Source organism: Maribacter sp. MJ134 (genome assembly GCF_003970695.1).
In the GTDB taxonomy this organism is placed as follows: Bacteria; Bacteroidota; Bacteroidia; order Flavobacteriales; family Flavobacteriaceae; genus Maribacter.
Genome location: NZ_CP034570.1, coordinates 751,222 through 769,802, shown reverse-complemented (window position 1 = coordinate 769,802; position 18,581 = coordinate 751,222). Strand labels below are relative to the sequence as shown.

The 18,581-nt window shown below is 40.7% G+C and carries 11 protein-coding genes; 8 read left to right on the top strand and 3 right to left on the bottom strand.

All coding sequences use genetic code 11. The features are described from left to right. Window positions 1-45: 45 nt before the first annotated feature. Together EJ994_RS03235 and EJ994_RS03230 are read right to left on the bottom strand one after the other, a co-directional pair. A complete protein-coding gene (locus EJ994_RS03235; RefSeq protein ID WP_126591179.1) occupies window positions 46-2,640 on the bottom strand; it encodes a DUF6923 family protein in 2,595 nt (864 codons plus the stop codon). Between the two features lie 234 nt (window positions 2,641-2,874). After that, window positions 2,875-3,987 carry a hypothetical protein gene (locus EJ994_RS03230; protein WP_126591178.1) on the bottom strand — a complete coding sequence of 371 codons (1,113 nt, stop codon included), beginning with the start codon at window positions 3,985-3,987 and terminating at the stop codon, window positions 2,875-2,877. A gap of 267 nt (window positions 3,988-4,254) precedes the next feature. Here EJ994_RS03230 and EJ994_RS03225 point away from each other — a divergent pair, with 267 nt between their 5' ends. The 7 genes from EJ994_RS03225 to EJ994_RS03195 all read left to right on the top strand — a co-directional run bounded on the left by EJ994_RS03225 (window position 4,255) and on the right by EJ994_RS03195 (window position 14,345). Next, a complete protein-coding gene (locus EJ994_RS03225; protein WP_126591177.1) occupies window positions 4,255-6,027 on the top strand; it encodes an AMP-dependent synthetase/ligase in 1,773 nt (590 codons plus the stop codon). 371 nt (window positions 6,028-6,398) lie between these two features. After that, window positions 6,399-6,851: a MarR family winged helix-turn-helix transcriptional regulator gene (locus EJ994_RS03220; protein WP_126591176.1), complete on the top strand. Its 453-nt coding sequence runs from the start codon at window positions 6,399-6,401 to the stop codon at window positions 6,849-6,851. A 15-nt stretch (window positions 6,852-6,866) separates the two neighbouring features. After that, entirely contained in the window at window positions 6,867-9,272 is a 2,406-nt protein-coding gene (locus tag EJ994_RS03215) for a 3-hydroxyacyl-CoA dehydrogenase/enoyl-CoA hydratase family protein (protein WP_126591175.1), read from the top strand. 37 nt (window positions 9,273-9,309) lie between these two features. Next, window positions 9,310-9,684, top strand: coding sequence for a four helix bundle protein (locus EJ994_RS03210; protein ID WP_126591174.1), 375 nt, complete (start codon window positions 9,310-9,312; stop codon window positions 9,682-9,684). Window positions 9,685-9,702: 18 nt separating this feature from the next. After that, window positions 9,703-10,893 carry an acetyl-CoA C-acyltransferase gene (locus tag EJ994_RS03205; RefSeq protein WP_126591173.1) on the top strand — a complete coding sequence of 397 codons (1,191 nt, stop codon included), beginning with the start codon at window positions 9,703-9,705 and terminating at the stop codon, window positions 10,891-10,893. A gap of 116 nt (window positions 10,894-11,009) precedes the next feature. Then, window positions 11,010-12,818, top strand: a complete 1,809-nt coding sequence (locus EJ994_RS03200) for an acyl-CoA dehydrogenase family protein (RefSeq protein ID WP_126591172.1) — start codon at window positions 11,010-11,012, stop codon at window positions 12,816-12,818. Between the two features lie 99 nt (window positions 12,819-12,917). Beyond that, window positions 12,918-14,345: a pyridoxal phosphate-dependent decarboxylase family protein gene (locus tag EJ994_RS03195; RefSeq protein WP_126591171.1), complete on the top strand. Its 1,428-nt coding sequence runs from the start codon at window positions 12,918-12,920 to the stop codon at window positions 14,343-14,345. On the opposite strand, the gene EJ994_RS03190 is transcribed toward EJ994_RS03195, so the two are convergent. Continuing rightward, window positions 14,342-16,138 carry a glycoside hydrolase family 15 protein gene (locus tag EJ994_RS03190; RefSeq protein WP_126591170.1) on the bottom strand — a complete coding sequence of 599 codons (1,797 nt, stop codon included), beginning with the start codon at window positions 16,136-16,138 and terminating at the stop codon, window positions 14,342-14,344. The genes EJ994_RS03195 and EJ994_RS03190 overlap by 4 nt on opposite strands. Before the next feature lie 203 nt (window positions 16,139-16,341). On the opposite strand from EJ994_RS03190, the gene EJ994_RS03185 reads away from it, so the two are divergent. After that, window positions 16,342-18,555, top strand: coding sequence for a bifunctional alpha,alpha-trehalose-phosphate synthase (UDP-forming)/trehalose-phosphatase (locus tag EJ994_RS03185; protein ID WP_126591169.1), 2,214 nt, complete (start codon window positions 16,342-16,344; stop codon window positions 18,553-18,555). The last annotated feature ends 26 nt before the right edge of the window (window positions 18,556-18,581 follow it).

Genomic DNA, 18,581 nt, shown 5'->3' with positions numbered 1-18,581 from the left:
CCGTCAAACAATATGACGGGCGCAGCTACCAAACATCCAACCTAATTATCTGACTATTAATCTTCCACTCCATATTTTATCCGTACTACTCTTTATCTTATACAAATAAAGTCCTGGAGCTAATCCTTTTCTTCTTATTTCAATGCTGTTCTGACCGGAAACACTATCCCCTTCTAAGTGATGAGAACCTATGCGTCTACCCGTCATGGTAAACAGGTCAAACGTATATGTACTATTTGTCTGTTCATAGAAATAGATGGACGCAGCTTCTACCATAGGATTGGGATATACAACAGATTTGTTGGTATCCGCATCTATGAAGGTTACCGAGGGCTCTCTATTATTAAAATCAATATTAGATAAGTTCATTGATTTCTCCTCACGATAACCGTTCTCAGCGACCAAATTAAAAACAATTACTTTTAAGTCGGCAAAGTCGGTCACTATCTCTCCCTCAAAATCAGTATCGCTCAAAGTGTAGGTATTGAGCTCTTCGGTTAAGTTAACCGTGCTTACATAACTTGTCCCATCTCCCTTTAATAGCTTTACTTCTAGAACACCAGTGCCTTGGGCTTCAAAACTTAACTTTTTGTAAGTACTTAAATCCACCGGAGAAAATCGAGGACTAAGAGCGCGATAAACGCCTAAGTAATCTTGAGTTATTCCTTTCAGCGCAATATTCCGTTCGATAGGGTAACCATCTCCAAGATATGGACCGTCGGCCGGTAATACCATATAGTCATCTACAACTGTTCCTGTAGTACTGGCATCTAGCCCCCATGGAGCGTCGGCTACGAATAAATCATCTGGGGTATCACCCAATCCGGCACTTACTCTAAAACCTAAATCGAATAATGTTCCGGTCTTTAGGGAAACCGTATCCAGGTATCCATCTATCTCAGCAGATACCCCTATGGTTTCCGTAGTACTGGTTTCGGTTAATTTCATGCCGCCTTCTAGATTAATCCGTTCCGATTTATTTCTATTGATTAGATTTAGGAATACCTCTCCGTTCCTATAACTCGCAGATTTAACGAATACGGGAGGTGGTGTTGAACTTGCATAGTTAGCGATAGTTGCATTAGCCTCCAGTAGGTTTAAGATTTCATCTGCTAACAGTAAGAGTCCGTCTACAGAATTGGACCATATTTGAAAATTATAGTACGCCGTATCATTAGGGTAAGCATCAATATTCCAATGCGACTCCACTACAAATTCACTGTTGGTATTTACCCTCGCCGAAAAGGTCAATGCAAATTCTAGACTACCGTCCGGTTGTTTGATGATAGATTTGATAAAATCCTTTTCCCTTAGTTGTATGTTGGAAACAGAAAGTAGCTCTGCCCCTAAAAATCTGTCGCAAATAAACTTACTGTGTTCGTAGACTTGTTCCTCTGTTTTAATCACCATTACGGAAGCTAAATTCTCTATTCCGTTAAGGTAGTCCACGGAGTAAATATCCGATGCATTGGTCAGGTCCAGTAAATCATCTGGAGAAGATTCTATAGTACTGCTTTCTCCTATTATTCCTAGCGGCACTAGAGTTCCTAAGGGTATATTACTAACTCCGTTTTTAGCACTCTTACCATATAATTGGCTCTTGCGTACTTTCTTTGCATCGTTTTTATTGAACGTGTAGTTCGTTTTGGCCCTATTATAATTTCTATTACTTATTAAATTTGCGAGTCTATCATTGCTTTCTAGCCCCCCTTTATTAGCACTGGAGGTTGTTTTTATGACTGGACAACTCGCAACACCCGAGCATGAGGGGTCATCACAATCGGTAAGACCATCGCCATCGTCGTCGACACCATTTTTACAATCTTCTTGCGGTACTGGTGCGGTAGGACAACGGGCACCATCGTTACTTGATGCGGCGGGACCGAAAGCGAAAATATTAGAGTTCATACTTCCGTTTTCTATGTCATGGACACTACTAATCTTATATACCGAACCTGTCTGATTTGCAGACACGTAAAAGTTACCATCTACATCAAAATATACCGCCCCATAGGTATATGAAAAACCGGATAAGATAGGTACTTCCCCTAAGTTCTGTACTTCTCCCGTGCTGGCATCTATTCGTAAAAGAAGATTGGTTTTTTGTTCTACGGTATACAGCATATTGTCCACCGCATTAAAGGCCCAATCGTGTATCTTAACGCTTCGGCTAAGTTGTTGTGTTCCTAAATATTGAAGATAGTTGTTAGATTCAGGATTAAGGTCTACACTGTAATAGCTACTGCCGCCAGCCTTAAAATAGTATACACCTTCAAGGGAGATAGCACCAACGTACTTGTTACCGTTGTTAGGAAGTTCTGGAATCGTATATATTTCTGTACTAAAGTCCTTTCCTATACTAACAAGAGAAATGGAAGGTGAACTTAGATAACCCCATAAGTAACCATCTGCAGAATTATAGGCCGCAGCATTAATCCTACCTTCAGTAATGTCAGGAGCTACCAAGTACGAACTACCCGATGCTAGGTCTAGCGCATATACATCATTGTATTGAAACAGATAAGCGTTAAAATCACAATTGAAAGGTTCTGATTGGGCACTAGTATGGTACATGAAAAAAAGGCTGATGAAAGAGATTAGTATTTCTCTTAGCCTACTGAAAGTGTAATTTGTTTTCATAACGTTTTAATTTGGGACGTTGATTATGAAGCAAATCTATAATATATAATTAAAGATTTTTCCTACAAAAGTATCAAGCGTATATATAACCCGTTCAAAAACGATTTATTGTAGACGAGTGGTTTTAGTCGATAAAAAGATTGTGAATATTTACATTACGGATATGCAGTTAAGTATCCGCTCGGTAGTATTCGAGAATAATTGAACCAGAAAGTTAAGGATTATGAGATGCTCCTATTCCTTAGTGTAATCCACGTAGATGGCCTTTTCAAAAGCTTCCCAATGTTCAGGTTTCATTCGTTCTGGCGTAAATAAACAAATGCCGGTAGCTCCGTTTTCCATAGAAGCCCTAATAGCCGTTCCTATCTCGGAAGGTAATAGTCCATGATTTTCTGGATCGTTCTCTTGGGTTTTATTCTCCGGATTTGGACAAATGAAAAGTCCGCTATAAATCGGTTTCAAGCCTTCAACGGCACGTACTTCCTCATCTACTATAGTTCCTACCCATTCTGGATTTTTTAAATAAAAATCGTTGTAATTCATGGGGTAAACCGCATCTAAATCCCATTTGTTCCACTCTTGACGCACTAGCTTTTTAGCAATGGAAGGACCAGGGAATACCGCGGCATTAATTTCTTTTCCTTCTTTATGGACTACTTTAGCCAAACGACCCACCATTGTTGTGATTAGATCATATCTAAACTGTTTCCATTCTTGCACTTGTGAGGCATCCTCTACCTCTTTAATGGCAATGCCCGTTTGTTCCTTAAAATCGGACGTACACGTATCGCAATAGCAGTAATCATACTCTGGGAATTCTTGATTCATGACTAGTCCGTATTTGTCCCAGAGTCCTTCTGCAAGAATAACATCAGGGAAACGTATATAATCCAAATGTATGCCATCTATCTCCTCTACAGCGGCTACGCTGCCGTATAACTCCGATAAAAACTTATAAGTACCTTCTCTATTGGGACAAAGAAATTTATAATAGTCCACATAAGCCGGTTTATCCCATGCGGATTCCCCATTGCGATTATGAGCGTACAAGTCTTTAGCTATCTTTGGATTTTCGCCTTGGACCATGGTAGGTATCCATGCGTGAAATTCCATCCCCGCTTGCTTTACCAAAGCGCCTACACGTTTATACGTTTCAGGGTCATGTCCTCCGTTAAACATTAATCCGTCAATACCTTTGCCCTTAAAATCATGGAATTTTTCCAGCAGCTCCGTATCCATTGCATCTCCAGGTCCACCGGTCCATGCGTAAACGGGAATTTTGGGTCCTTTTTCAGCACATCCCATCAATATTAACAGTACTAAACAAAAGCTAAATAATTTTTTCATTGGTTCTATAATATAAATCTCTGTTCCTAAAGTAACTAAAAAAGAAAAAGAGTATTTCAATTCTTAGCTAAATAACATATCTCTATCCCTTAACGACAAAGACACCATTTGTAGGGATTGAGAAATTCTAGCCAAGCTTGGACATCTTTTTATATAATTTAATCGAGCTCATTGCGGATAATTAAAAATTATAGCCCTTATTTTACTTATCCTATTTTAATATTGCCGTTCTTTCCCTATTTTGCAATTACTTAAAAGAAACCTAGTATGCAAAAAGTTACCCGTCTTTTCGATTTTCCTTACTATCAGTTAGAGAAATATAATTTGGAAACATCTTTAGTTACCAAATATGACGGACAATGGGTGGCTACCTCCACAAAAGACTACTTGGATAAAGCCAACGCAGTGAGCAGGGCTCTTTTACGAATGGGGATTAAGAAAAATGATAAAGTAGCTGTTATCTCCTCGTCCAACAGAACGGAATGGAACATCATGGATATCGGTGTACTACAAACGGGCGCGCAGACCATACCTATTTACCCTACGATCTCTGCTGAGGAATACGAATATGTGCTGAACCATAGTGAATCTATTTATTGTTTTGTTTCCGACGAAGAGGTATTGGAAAAAGTAAAAAAAGTCCTGCCGAACACGAAATTAAAAGAGATTTTCAGCTTTGATAAAATTGAAGGCTGTAAGAATTATACCGAGCTTTTTGATTTAGGTTCGGATACCGGTAATGCGGAGGAGCTTCAAAAAAGAAAAGATGCCGTAAATCCTGAAGATTTGGCATCGATTATTTATACTTCAGGAACCACTGGAACACCTAAAGGAGTAATGCTTTCACATAATAATATCACCAGTAATGCCCTTGCCGGAGCTAAGCGTTTACCGCTAATGGACGGTGAGACGAAGGTCTTGAGCTTTTTGCCCCTATGTCACATCTTTGAGCGGGTGCTTATTTATATTTATCAATACTCCGGTACAGCGGTCTATTACGCCGAAGGTATCGATAAGATAGGCGAGAATATTAAAGAGGTGAAGCCACAGCTCATGTCCGTTGTTCCGCGTCTACTGGAAAAACTTTTTGATAAGATTTTTGCTAAAGGAACAGAACTTACGGGAATTAAGAAAAAATTATTTTTCTGGGCCGTAGAACTGGGGGAACAATGGAAGCCTTACAGGCAGAACGGAGCGTGGTACGAGTTTAAACTGGGTATTGCCAATAAACTAATTTTCAGTAAGTGGAGAGAAGCGTTGGGCGGTGACCTAGTGACCATGGTCTCGGGTAGTGCCGCATTGCAACCGAGACTCGGGAAGGTGTTCGGCGCTGCAGGCATGCCGGTGATGGAAGGTTACGGACTCACGGAGACTTCCCCTATTGTGTCGGTAGGTATGATGGCGGATAATATGTACCAAGTGGGCAGTGTAGGGAAAGCCATTGAGAACGTAGAAATAAAGATTGCGGATGATGGTGAAATCCTTATAAAAGGTCCTAACGTAATGATGGGATACTATAAAGACCCAGAAAAGACCAACGAAGTGATGACCGGAGATTATTTCCATACCGGTGACAAAGGCGAGGTGGATAGCGAAGGTTTCCTAAAAATAACAGGCCGTAAAAAGGAGATGTTCAAAACCTCTGGAGGTAAATATGTTATTCCCACCCTGCTAGAAAACGAATTAAAACAAAGCCGTTTCATTGAACAAGTAATGGTAGTGGGTGAAGGTGAAAAGATGCCAGCGGCCATTATACAACCTAACTTCGAGTTTGTAAAGGAATGGATTGCCAAAAAGAAAAAGAATGTGGGTGGTTCTCTTGAAGAAATGTCGGCTTCCCCTGAGGTCGTGAAACGTATTCAGAAAGAATTGGATACCTGTAACCAGCACTTTGGTAAATGGGAACAAATCAAAGTATTCCGCTTAACAGCAGATGTGTGGACCCCGGAAGACGGTCACCTCACCCCTACCATGAAAATGAAGAGGAATATCATTAAAGAAAAATACATTGCATTATATAATGATATGTATGGGCATTAGACAAATTCCCAATGTATCGCTTACCTAGAGAGATATAAATGATTTAATGCGCATCTAGTGGTAAACTTGATTGAAAACAAGAAATTTTCTTCCTGCAAATAAAAGAGGTCCTGTGCATTAGATTGCGGCATATATCGACCTACGAAACTAGTTGATACGCCACTGATTTTCCAGTCCCTGCGGTATTTTCACTTTTAACCAATTTTCCTTCCCCATTTCCTGCGGTACTTGATAAAGAAACCAGAAAACGACGAAAAGCTTCTTGAAACTTCATCGTAGTACTTCAAATTTATTCCTTCATCTAATTTCAAGAGATTTATTATGCATGCATAATAAATTTTTCCTATATTTGGATGGCTTAAAAATAACCAATGAAGGAACTGACCATAGATTATGCCCTTCGTGCTACCTGGCAAGCCGTTGCCAGAATGTACAATGAAGAGGCAAAAAGTTTTGAAAGTACCATGGCAGTTGGTTTTACCCTTTTAAGTATTGACCCAAGAACAGGGACACCATCTACTGCGCTTGGACCAAAAATGGGAATGGAAGCCACTAGTCTTTCTAGGATTTTAAAGAGTATGGAGGAGAAGGGACTTATTTTGAGAAAGCCTAACCCTGCGGATGGTCGAGGAGTTTTAATACACCTGACGGAATTTGGACTGGAAAAAAGAAAGGATTCAAAAGACGTTGTATTGAGATTTAATGAAGTGGTAAAACAGCACGTTTCCGATGATAAATTAAAAGGTTTTTTTGAAGTAACGGAGACTATAAACAAGCTTATAGCAGACAAGAATATTTATATTAAAGATAAATCAAATCACTAATACCGCTCATAGTACATGAACAAGCATATTAAAAAAGTAGCTGTTATTGGTTCGGGAATAATGGGAAGTGGCATTGCCTGTCATTTTGCCAATATAGGTGTAGAAGTATTACTTCTCGATATTGTTCCTAGAGAACTCAATGACAAGGAGAAAGCGAAAGGTCTTACCTTGGATGACAAAGTAGTTCGTAACCGTTTGGTCAATGATTCGCTGACCGCTGCCCTAAAATCAAAACCCTCTCCTATTTATCATCAAGCTTTTGCAAAACGTATCGCCACGGGAAATCTTGAGGACGATATCGCAAAGGTGGCCCAAGTTGATTGGATTATTGAGGTTGTGGTAGAGCGTTTGGATATTAAGAAGGTCGTTTTCGAAAAATTAGAAAAGCATAGAACCGCAGGTACGCTTATCACCTCCAATACCTCGGGTATTCCGATAAAGTTTATGAGCGAGGGAAGAAGTGACGATTTCCAGAAGCATTTCTGTGGAACACATTTTTTTAACCCTGCACGTTACTTGAAATTATTTGAAATCATACCAGGTCCAAAGACTTCTCCCGAAGTGTTGGAGTTCTTGAACGGATATGGTGAACAATTTTTAGGTAAAACTTCCGTAATCGCGAAAGACACACCAGCCTTTATTGGTAACCGTATTGGCATCTTTAGTATTCAAAGTTTGTTCCACGCCGTTAAGGAAATGGGAATGACCGTTGAAGAGGTTGATAAACTCACTGGTCCTGTAATCGGTAGGCCAAAATCCGCCACGTTCAGAACCGTAGATGTCGTAGGTTTAGATACCTTGGTTCATGTAGCCAACGGTATTGCGGACAATTGTAAGGACGATGAAAGGTTAGCCTTGTTCGCCCTTCCGGATTTTATCAAGACCATGATGGAGAATAAATGGTTAGGTAGTAAATCCGGACAAGGTTTTTACAAAAAAACAAAAAACGATAAAGGCAAAACAGAAATCCTAACACTGGACTTGGACACCATGGACTACCGCGCCAAAAAAAGTGCTAAGTTCGCCACCTTGGAATTGACCAAGACCATTGATAAGGTAGTGGACAGATTTTCGGTTTTAGTTGGTGGAAAAGATAAAGCGGGGGAATTTTACAGAAAGAGTTTTGGGCAATTATTTGCTTATGTTTCACACCGTATCCCAGAAATAACGGACGAGCTTTATAAGATTGATGATGCCATGAAAGCCGGCTTCGGTTGGGAACACGGGCCTTTCCAGATTTGGGATGCCGTGGGTCTCGACAAAGGTTTGGAATTTATAGCTGCTGAAAATCAAGAAGCCGCAAAATGGGTGTCCGAGATGAAAGCGGCAGGAGTTACCTCCTTTTACAGCGTTAAGGACGGTGCAACCTATTTTTACGATATCCCGAAAAAAGAAATGGTGAAAATTCCGGGACAGGATGCTTTTATCATTTTAGATAATATTAGAAAGTCTAAGGAGGTCTTTAAAAATAGCGGTGTAGTTATTGAAGATTTAGGAGATGGCATTTTGAATGTTGAATTCCAGTCTAAAATGAACACCATTGGCGGTGATGTCCTGGCGGGATTGAACAAAGCTATTGACCTTGCCGAAAAAGACTATCAGGGTCTTGTTGTTGGTAACCAAGCAGCTAATTTTTCGGTGGGAGCCAATATAGGTATGATTTTTATGATGGCGGTGGAGCAAGAGTATGATGAGCTTAATATGGCCATTAAAATGTTCCAGGATACCATGATGCGCATGCGTTATTCTGCCATTCCTACCGTTTCAGCTCCCCATGGAATGACCCTCGGCGGTGGATGTGAACTTTCATTACATGCGGACAAGGTTGTTGCCGCCGCAGAAACATATATTGGATTGGTAGAATTCGGTGTCGGTGTAATACCTGGAGGCGGAGGTTCAAAAGAATTTGCGCTCAGAGCTTCGGATTCTTTTAGAAAAGGAGATGTGGAGCTCAATATACTTCAAGAGTATTTCCTTACCATTGGTATGGCCAAAGTTTCCACTTCGGCCTACGAAGCGTATGATTTAGGAATCCTTCAAAAAGGAAAAGATATTGTCGTCGTGAATAAGGACCGCCAAATTGCCACCGCAAAAGCTCATGCGAAATTAATGGCAGAAGCGGGTTACACACAACCACCTGCTCGTAAAGACGTTAAGGTACTGGGAAAACAGGCGTTGGGTATGTTTTTAGTAGGAACTGATGCGATGGAAGCCAGTAGATACATTAGCGAACACGATAAAAAAATAGCGAACAAACTGGCATATGTAATGGCCGGTGGAGACTTATCGGAACCGACCTATGTTTCAGAACAATACTTGCTAGATATAGAACGAGAAGCATTTTTATCGCTCTGTACGGAACGAAAAACCTTAGAGCGTATTCAACATATGCTGAAAACTGGAAAACCCTTGCGAAACTAGTTTCGCAGTATTTAGAAATGAGCAATTAAGAATTGAGATGCACAAAGTTGAAAATCTTAAAATTTGGGGCAAAGCTATAGAACTTGTAAAAAAAGTCTACCTGCTTGTTTCTGAATTGCCAAAAGATGAGAAATTTGGACTTACTTCTCAAATCAAAAGAAGTTCCGTCTCGATACCATCAAATATAGCTGAAGGTGCGGGAAGAAATTCTCAGAAAGAATTTAAACACTTTATGAGTATTGCTAATGGCTCTGCTTACGAACTACAGACTCAACTAATAATAGTAGTTGAGTTAAATTTAATTAATAAAGAAAAAGTACAACCTATTATTGATTTGTGTATTGAGGTTCAAAAAATGAATTATAGTTTTCAAAAATCTTTAATTAAAACTGAACTAAATACTCAATACTAAAAACTAGTTTCTAAAAATATGAAAACAGCATACATAGTTAAAGGATATAGAACCGCAGTGGGAAAAGCACCCAAGGGTGTTTTCAGATTCAAAAGGACCGACGAGCTAGCGGCCGAAACCATTGAGCATATGATGAAGGAGCTTCCGCAGTTGGACAAGAAACGTATTGACGACGTTATAGTAGGGAACGCAATGCCAGAAGGTTCGCAGGGATTGAACATGGCACGTTTAATATCACTCATGGGACTGGACATAGTAGATGTGCCAGGCGTTACGGTAAACCGTTTTTGTTCCTCTGGTATTGAAACTATAGGAATAGCAACAGCTAAAATACAGGCCGGCATGGCAGATTGTATCATTGCTGGCGGGGCAGAGAGCATGAGTTCAGTACCCATGACAGGGTATAAGACAGAGCTCAACTACGATATCGTTAAAGCGGGTCATGAAGATTACTATTGGGGCATGGGTAACACTGCAGAAGCCGTTGCCCAAGAATACAAAGTGTCCAGAGAAGACCAAGATGAGTTTGCGTACAACTCTCATATGAAAGCACTTAAAGCGCAATCTGAGGACCGTTTTCAAGACCAGATTGTTCCTATTGAGGTGGAACAAACACTTTTAGGTGCCGATGGAAAAAAGACAACTAAAAAATATACCGTAACGAAAGATGAAGGTCCTAGAAAAGGAACTTCCGTGGAGGTACTGAATAAACTACGCCCGGTATTTGCAGCTGGTGGAAGCGTCACCGCAGGGAACTCTTCCCAAATGAGTGATGGTGCTGCCTTTGTCATGGTAATGAGCGAGGAGATGGTAAAAGAGCTAAATCTAGAACCTATTGCGCGCCTAGTAAACTATGCAGCTGCAGGTGTGCCACCTCGTATCATGGGAATAGGACCCGTAGCGGCTGTTCCTAAGGCCTTAAAACAAGCTGGTCTAAAACAGGATAACGTTGAACTAATAGAACTGAACGAAGCTTTTGCTTCACAGTCCTTAGCAGTAATTAGGGAGTTAAAATTAAATCCGGATATCGTAAATGTGAACGGCGGTGCTATTGCCCTTGGACATCCATTAGGCTGTACGGGCGCAAAATTATCAGTACAATTATTTGATGAAATGCGTAAACGCAATATGCAAGGCAAGTACGGCATGGTTACCATGTGTGTTGGAACAGGTCAAGGCGCAGCGGGGATTTATGAATTTTTAAATTAGAAGCCCCTCTAAATCTCCCCAAAGGGGAGAATTGGATGGGAGTACCTTATAAATAATAATGTTTAACAAATAAAAACCTATTAAAGCCCTTCCTTTGGAGGGGTTTGGGGAGGCTTATGGAAACAATAAATAATAAAGACATTCTAAGAGGCGGTCAATTTCTAGTGAAAGAAACGAATTGTGAGGATGTTTTCACATTGGAAGACCTGAACGAAGAACAAAAAATGATGCGTGATAGCACCAAAGAGTTCGTTGACAGAGAACTATGGGCACATTGGGAGCGATTCGAGCAAAAAGATTACGCGTATACGGAAGAGACGATGCGTAAAGCAGGTGAACTAGGTTTACTAAGTGTAGCAGTTCCGGAATCCTATGGTGGAATGGGTATGGGATTTGTGTCCACCATGTTGGTGTGCGATTACATCTCAGGAGCTACAGGGTCTTTTAGCACTGCTTTTGGAGCACATACAGGTATAGGCACCATGCCAATAACCCTTTACGGAACCGAAGAACAGAAACAGAAATACGTACCTCAACTAGCTTCTGGCGAATGGTTCGGTGCGTATTGCCTAACGGAACCTGGGGCAGGTTCGGATGCAAATTCGGGAAAAACAAAGGCTGTACTTTCCGATGATGGTAAACATTACATCATTTCAGGACAAAAAATGTGGATTTCAAATGCAGGTTTTTGTAATCTGTTCATTGTATTCGCAAGAATCGAAGACGATAAGAACATTACTGGTTTTATTGTAGAGAACGACTCGGAGAACGGTATTACGCTTGGTGATGAAGAAAAGAAATTAGGTATTCACTCCTCCTCTACCCGTCAGGTATTCTTCAACGAAACCAAAGTTCCTGTTGAGAACATGTTATCAGAAAGAGGAAACGGATTCAAGATAGCAATGAACGCCCTAAATGTTGGTCGTATTAAGTTAGCCGCAGCTTGTTTGGAAGCGCAACGAAGAGTTATCAACAAAGCGGTGAACTATGCTAATGAAAGAGTCCAGTTTAAGACACCTATAGTTAATTTTGGAGCTATTAAGGCTAAAATTGCCGATATGACGACCAATGCTTATGTTGGAGAATCTGCTTGCTACCGCGCTGCCAAAAATATAGAAGACAGAATAGCCATAAGAGAAGCTGAAGGAAATACACACCAAGAAGCTGAATTAAAAGGCGTGGAGGAATATGCTATTGAGTGTTCCATATTAAAAGTAGCGGTTTCAGAGGATGTGCAAAACACCGCCGATGAGGGTGTTCAGATTTTTGGAGGTATGGGCTTTAGCGCTGATACCCCAATGGAATCTGCATGGAGAGATGCGCGTATCGCACGTATTTACGAAGGTACCAACGAAATAAACCGTATGCTCGCAGTCGGTATGTTGGTTAAAAAAGCTATGAAAGGCCATGTAGATTTGCTTGGACCCGCAACTGCCGTGGGGGAAGAACTTATGGGCATTCCGTCCTTTGACACACCAGATTTTTCGGAATTGTTCGCTGAGGAAAAAGACCTTATCAAACGATTAAAGAAGGTATTTTTAATGGTTGCCGGTAGTGCTGTTCAAAAATTTGGACCGGAATTGGAGAAGCATCAACAATTGATGATGGCGGCTTCCGATATCCTAATTGAAGTTTACATGGCAGAAAGCACCATTCTTAGAACAGAGAAAAATGCCAAACGTTTTGGAGAGGAAGCACAGGCAACACAAATCGCTATGTCAAAATTGTATTTATACAATGCAGTAGATGTGGTTTTGAAGAAAGGAAAGGAAGCTATAGTTTCATTTGCTGAAGGCGATGAGCAGAAGATGATGCTTATGGGCCTAAAACGCTTCACAAAATATACCAATTACCCTAACGTAGTAGCTTTACGCAATCAAATTGCGGACAAAGTAGCTGCCGATAACGGGTACACCTTTGACTAATTCAGATTACCCTTTTGTTTTGTTAGACAGAAGTAAAACCGCTCCCAAAAGGAGCGGTTTTTATTTGTTCAAGTAGTTAGAAGCTTCTAATTTTATCAAATGGACAAATCGCTTTTACATAAGGTTTACGATACCGAAGTTTTCAGGAATAAAGGTCATGAATTAATAGACCAGTTAGCAGACCATCTTGATGATAAGCTACAACAAAAATCTGGTCCTGCCATTCATTGGAACGAACCCGAGGATGAGCTTACCTTTTGGCAAGATTTTCTTAAAAATGGGAATCAAGAGCAGCTATTTACGGAAATTACCAAGAGAACTACCTATATACATCATCCGCATTATATAGGTCACCAGGTTACGCCAACGGCTCCTATCAACGCCTTAACGGGAATGATAAGCGCTATGTTGAATAACGGAATGGCCGTTTACGAAATGGGGATGTCCCCATCTGCCATAGAGCGTGTGGTTACGGATTTGCTCTGCAAAAAGATAGGTTTTGATACGGCTTCTGGTGGATTCATTACCTCTGGCGGAACATTGGCCAATTTAACGGCACTATTGACCGCAAGAAAGGTTATGCTAGAAACGGATATTTGGAACCAAGGCTCCGAACAGCAGTTAGGGATTATGGTAAGCGAAGAAGCGCACTATTGTGTGGATCGGGCAGCAAAAATTATGGGTCTAGGAGAGCAGGGTATTATTAAAATCCCCACTACTGCAAACTTTAGAATGGACACCTCTTTATTGGAGGACAAACATAAAGAAGCGAGCGCAAAGGGTATACATATCTTTGCCATTATCGGGAGTGCGCCGAGCACGGCCACGGGGATGTTCGATGACCTAGAGACAATAGCCGACTTTGCAAAAACTAAAAAGCTTTGGTTTCATGTAGATGGAGCCCATGGCGGAGCAGCAATTTTTTCTACAAAATACAAAACACTTTTAAAAGGTATAGACCAGGCAGATTCCGTGGTCATAGACGGACACAAAATGATGATGATGCCAGCACTCACTACGGCGCTATTGTACAAAAAGAGCGCGCATACCAATGTAACCTTTAGTCAAAAAGCAGATTACCTCTTGACAGAATCGGAACTTGAAGATTGGTGCAACTCGGGCAAAAAGACTTTTGAATGTACAAAGACCATGATGAGTATTCACTGGTTCACCCTATTAAAACTATACGGAGAAGAGGTCTTTGATGCCTACCTTACCCATCTATTTGATATGGGTGTCTTATTCGGTAATATCATCAAGCAGCATGCTGAGTTTGAAATTGCCGTTACCCCAATGTCCAATATCGTCTGTTTCAAATATGTGGACAAAAAGTTATCCGGCGAAGCCCAAAACCGACAAAATGAACGTATTCGCCAAGCACTTTTGGAAGATGGGGAGTTCTATATTGTTCAGACCAAACTTCGGGGAGTTCATTACTTAAGGGTTACGGTGATGAATCCGTTCACCACCGAAACTCATTTTAAAAACTTATTGGATAAAATTAGCAAACTAGCGGTTTCCGTTTAACTGATAGACTCTAAAACCTGCACTTCACTCTCCTTGTTGGAGAACAATACCGCACACTCGATTAAGGCCAAGTGCGAATATGCTTGTGGAAAGTTTCCTAACAATCGTTTGGTCTTAAAATCAATATCTTCACTAAAAAGACCTAAATGATTACTATAAGATAGTAGCTTATCAAATTGTTTCATTGCTTTTTTCTCTTCCCCTATCTTGTAAAGGCTATTAATGAACCAAAAAGTACAAATAGTAAAAGACGAGGAGGGCAATCCAAAATCATCTTCATTCTTATAACGATAAAGCAGACCATCATTGCTGAGTTCCTTTTCTATCGCCTTAACCGTGCTTACGAATTTTGGGTCCTTCGCATGAATAAACCCATAGGATTCCATCAAAAGTACCGAAGCATCCATATCCGTGCTTCCATACGACTGGGTAAAGGCGTTCACCTTTGGATTCCATGCATTTTCAAGAATATCCCTTTTAATTTCCTGTTCCAAAGCTGTCCACTTTTCTAGCTTCCGTGTTTTTTTGAACAGCCGTGCTACTTTTATGGCTCGGTCAATGGCTACCCAACAAAGTACCTTGGAAAAGGTAAAGTGCCTGTCTTCGGACCTAAATTCCCAAATACCTTTATCCGCCTCTTTCCAGTGGTTAGATACGATCCAAACAATTCCCTTCGTTATTCCCCAAAGCTCCTCGCCGTTCTCAATGTCATTACTGTACTTGGAGAGCTGTTCATAGATGACGTCCATCAGAATACCATAAATATCGTTCTGCTTTTGCTTGTAGGCTGCATTACCAACACGTACGGGTGCCGAACCTTTATAACCCGCGAGGTGTTCCAAGGTGTTTTCGGTTAATTTTTTCTCCTTATTGATGCCGTACATAATCTGTAGTTTTTCATCCTTATCAGGGATCAAGTCTACTATAAACTGCAGGTATCTTTTCGCAACGTTGCGGTGACCCAAATCGCCTATCACCTTTATGGCCATAGAAGCGTCACGAATCCAACAAAAACGATAATCCCAATTACGTACCTCCCCTATCGTTTCCGGTAAGGAAGTAGTTGCCGCCGCTAAAACTGCTCCTGTTTTATCATAGCTCAGTAGTTTTAAGGTAATGGCACTACGGCTTATCTGTGCGTTATATTTTTTATAATTGGGTGTTCTGCTGCTCCAATTGAGCCAGTAGACCTTCGTTCGTTCCAACTCCGTGTACATCTTACGAACGGTAGGCTGAAATAGCTTCTCGTTATATCCCATTAAGAAATAACCGTCTTTGGACAACGAGATTTCCCTACCTTCTAGAACGGCATTCTTATTAAAAGAGGTGTACAGAAAACAGGTGTCGAACTTTTCTCCGTGCGTAAGGCTAACGATAAAGTTCTTTTTTACATACGTATCCGTATTGCCCATGGCATACTCTAACTTTGGGTCATACTTTACCTTAAACTGGGGTTTACCGGAGAGGTGTTTAAAATAGCGCACCAATTCCGGGGGCGAATTATAACCTCCTTCTTTGCGGTACCTTGGCATAAAATCCCGTATTTCAAAGGCATTTTCACCTGAAACAAAACGGGTTATTAATATGGCCGTGTGTTTTTTATAACGTTGCGTTATCGTATAGGAATCATCAACTAAAATTTCAAAGCTCCCTCCTATTTTTTCGTCCAGTAAAGCAGCAAAAACAGAGGAAGAATCAAACTCTGGCAAGCAGCACCAATCTATGGAACCGGTTTTAGATACCAATGCTGCACTTCTACAATTTCCTATTATTCCGTAATCTAAATTATTCATTAAGCAATCTCTCTTTTATAAATTATTACCCGCACTGCCTTAAGCTTCGTATCACTAGGCCTTTATACTTCCTTTAAAATGTAAGGGATTAAAATGCGGTTTCACTAAAAATCTTGATTCATATGGGCTTTCAATTGGTATTACCCTTCTTTTTCCCGAAATTGAGAGAAATTAAGTTCAAATCAAAGCAAAACCTGCTATTTATGTCCAAAACTATCATAATCTCAAATAGATTACCCGTACAATTACAAATTAGCAATGGAGACATTACCGCGATACCCAGTGTGGGCGGTTTAGCGACCGGAATGAAATCCGTGCATTCTGGAGGGGACAGCCTTTGGATTGGATGGAGCGGACTTACCGATGAGGAAATTCCCGAAGAATTAGCACCTAAAATTGATAAAGCTTTGGCCGAACATGGTTCCTCTAAAGTGAAACTGACCAAGAAGGAGGTAGATGGTTTCTATTTTGGGTTTAGCAATAGAACGGTATGGCCCCTTTTTCACTATTTTCTAGAATATTCGGAGTTCGAATTGTCCAGTTGGGAAATATACAAAGCGGTAAATCAAAAATTTGCCGATGCCATATTGGAAAAAGCTGGTGACAATGATACCATTTGGGTGCATGACTATCAGCTTATGTTAGTGCCTCAAATGGTGCGTGAAAAACGCCCCAATATCTCTATCGGTTTCTTTCTGCATATTCCCTTCCCGTCCTTTGAAATTTTCAGGACCCTACCCTGGCGTACCGAAATACTTGAGGGATTATTGGGTGCCGACCTCATCGGCTTTCATACCTATGATTACGAACGACATTTCTTAAGTTCCGTTCGCAGGTTACTGGGCTTAGAGGTAAGTTTCAATGATATCTACTTGGATAATAGGGTTATTAAAGTGGACTCTTTTCCTATGGGAATCGACTATAAGAAATTTAACGATGCGGCTACGGAACATGCCCAACGGGACGAAACACAGAAGTCCGAACTACAAAAACGTTTGGACACCCATAAGAAATCCGCTCCGGACGCCAAGTTCTTTTTGTCGATAGACCGTTTGGATTATTCCAAGGGTATTGCCAAGCGATTGAATGCCTACGAGTACTTTTTAAACAAATATCCAGAATACAAAGAAAAGGTCCGGTTGATCATCTTAGCGGTTCCCTCCCGCTCTAACGTGCCGCAGTACCAACTTTTGAAAAAAGAAATCGATGAACTGGTAGGGCGTATTAATGGGGAGCTTTCTACCGTTAGCTGGACACCGATTTGGTATTTCTACCGGTCCATGCCTTTTGATAATTTAATAGACCTATATACTACCTGTGATATTGCTTGGTTAACCCCCATACGTGATGGGATGAACCTTGTAGCCAAAGAATATATTGCAACACGCACGGATAAGACCGGTGTACTTATTCTAAGTGAAATGGCAGGTTCTGCCAATGAAATGAACGAATCTTTACTGATTAACCCGAATAACTTTGAGCAAATTGCGGATACCCTTCATAGAGCGATAACGATGCCTAAGAAAGAACAACAGGAACGCAACACTGTGTTACAAAAAAGACTGGCGCGTTATAATGTGGAAAAATGGGCCAATGATTTTATGACCTCCTTAGTGCAACAGAAGGAAAAAGATCTAACCTACGTATCTAGAAGATTGTCCGTTGACCTCATGAACACGGTTATGAAGGATTATATCAAAGCTGAAAGAAGACTGGTATTCTTGGACTATGACGGTACCCTGGCAGGATTTCATAACGACCCTCAAAAAGCGAGTCCGGACGAGGCCTTGTACAAATTATTGGACGATATTTCCTCACAACCCAATACGGATATGTATTTAATTAGTGGTCGCGATAAGGAAACCTTCACCAAATGGTTTCTTCCTAAAAAGTATAATATGATCGTAGAGCATGGGGTCTGGATTTCCCAAGGCGGTGAGGAATTCAGGATGCTGGAAAATGTAAAAAAAGACTGGATGGAGAAAATACTTCCCGTTCTTGAATCTTTTGTGGACAGAACACCAGGTAGCTTCATCGAGGAAAAAAACTATTCGTTGGCGTGGCACTATCGTAATACGGACCCCGACTTTGGTCAAAAACGTTCCATGGAATTAAACACTGTACTCACAAGTCTTATTGCCAATGACGATTTAAGTGTACTGAACGGCAATAAGGTAATGGAAATTAAAAGTAGTAACGTAAATAAAGGTAGAGCCGCTATGCGCGTATATGCTGAGCATGACTATGATTTTGTGTTTGCCATTGGTGATGATTGGACGGACGAATTTATGTTTCAAGAACTGCCCGAAGACTCCGTAACCGTAAAAGTAGGAAGGCAAAAAACCCAAGCCCGTTATTTTGTGGATAATACGAAGAACGTACGCGATATTTTGGGCCGCTTTGCGGAAAAACGCTAGTGACCTAATTTCAAATTTATAATTGC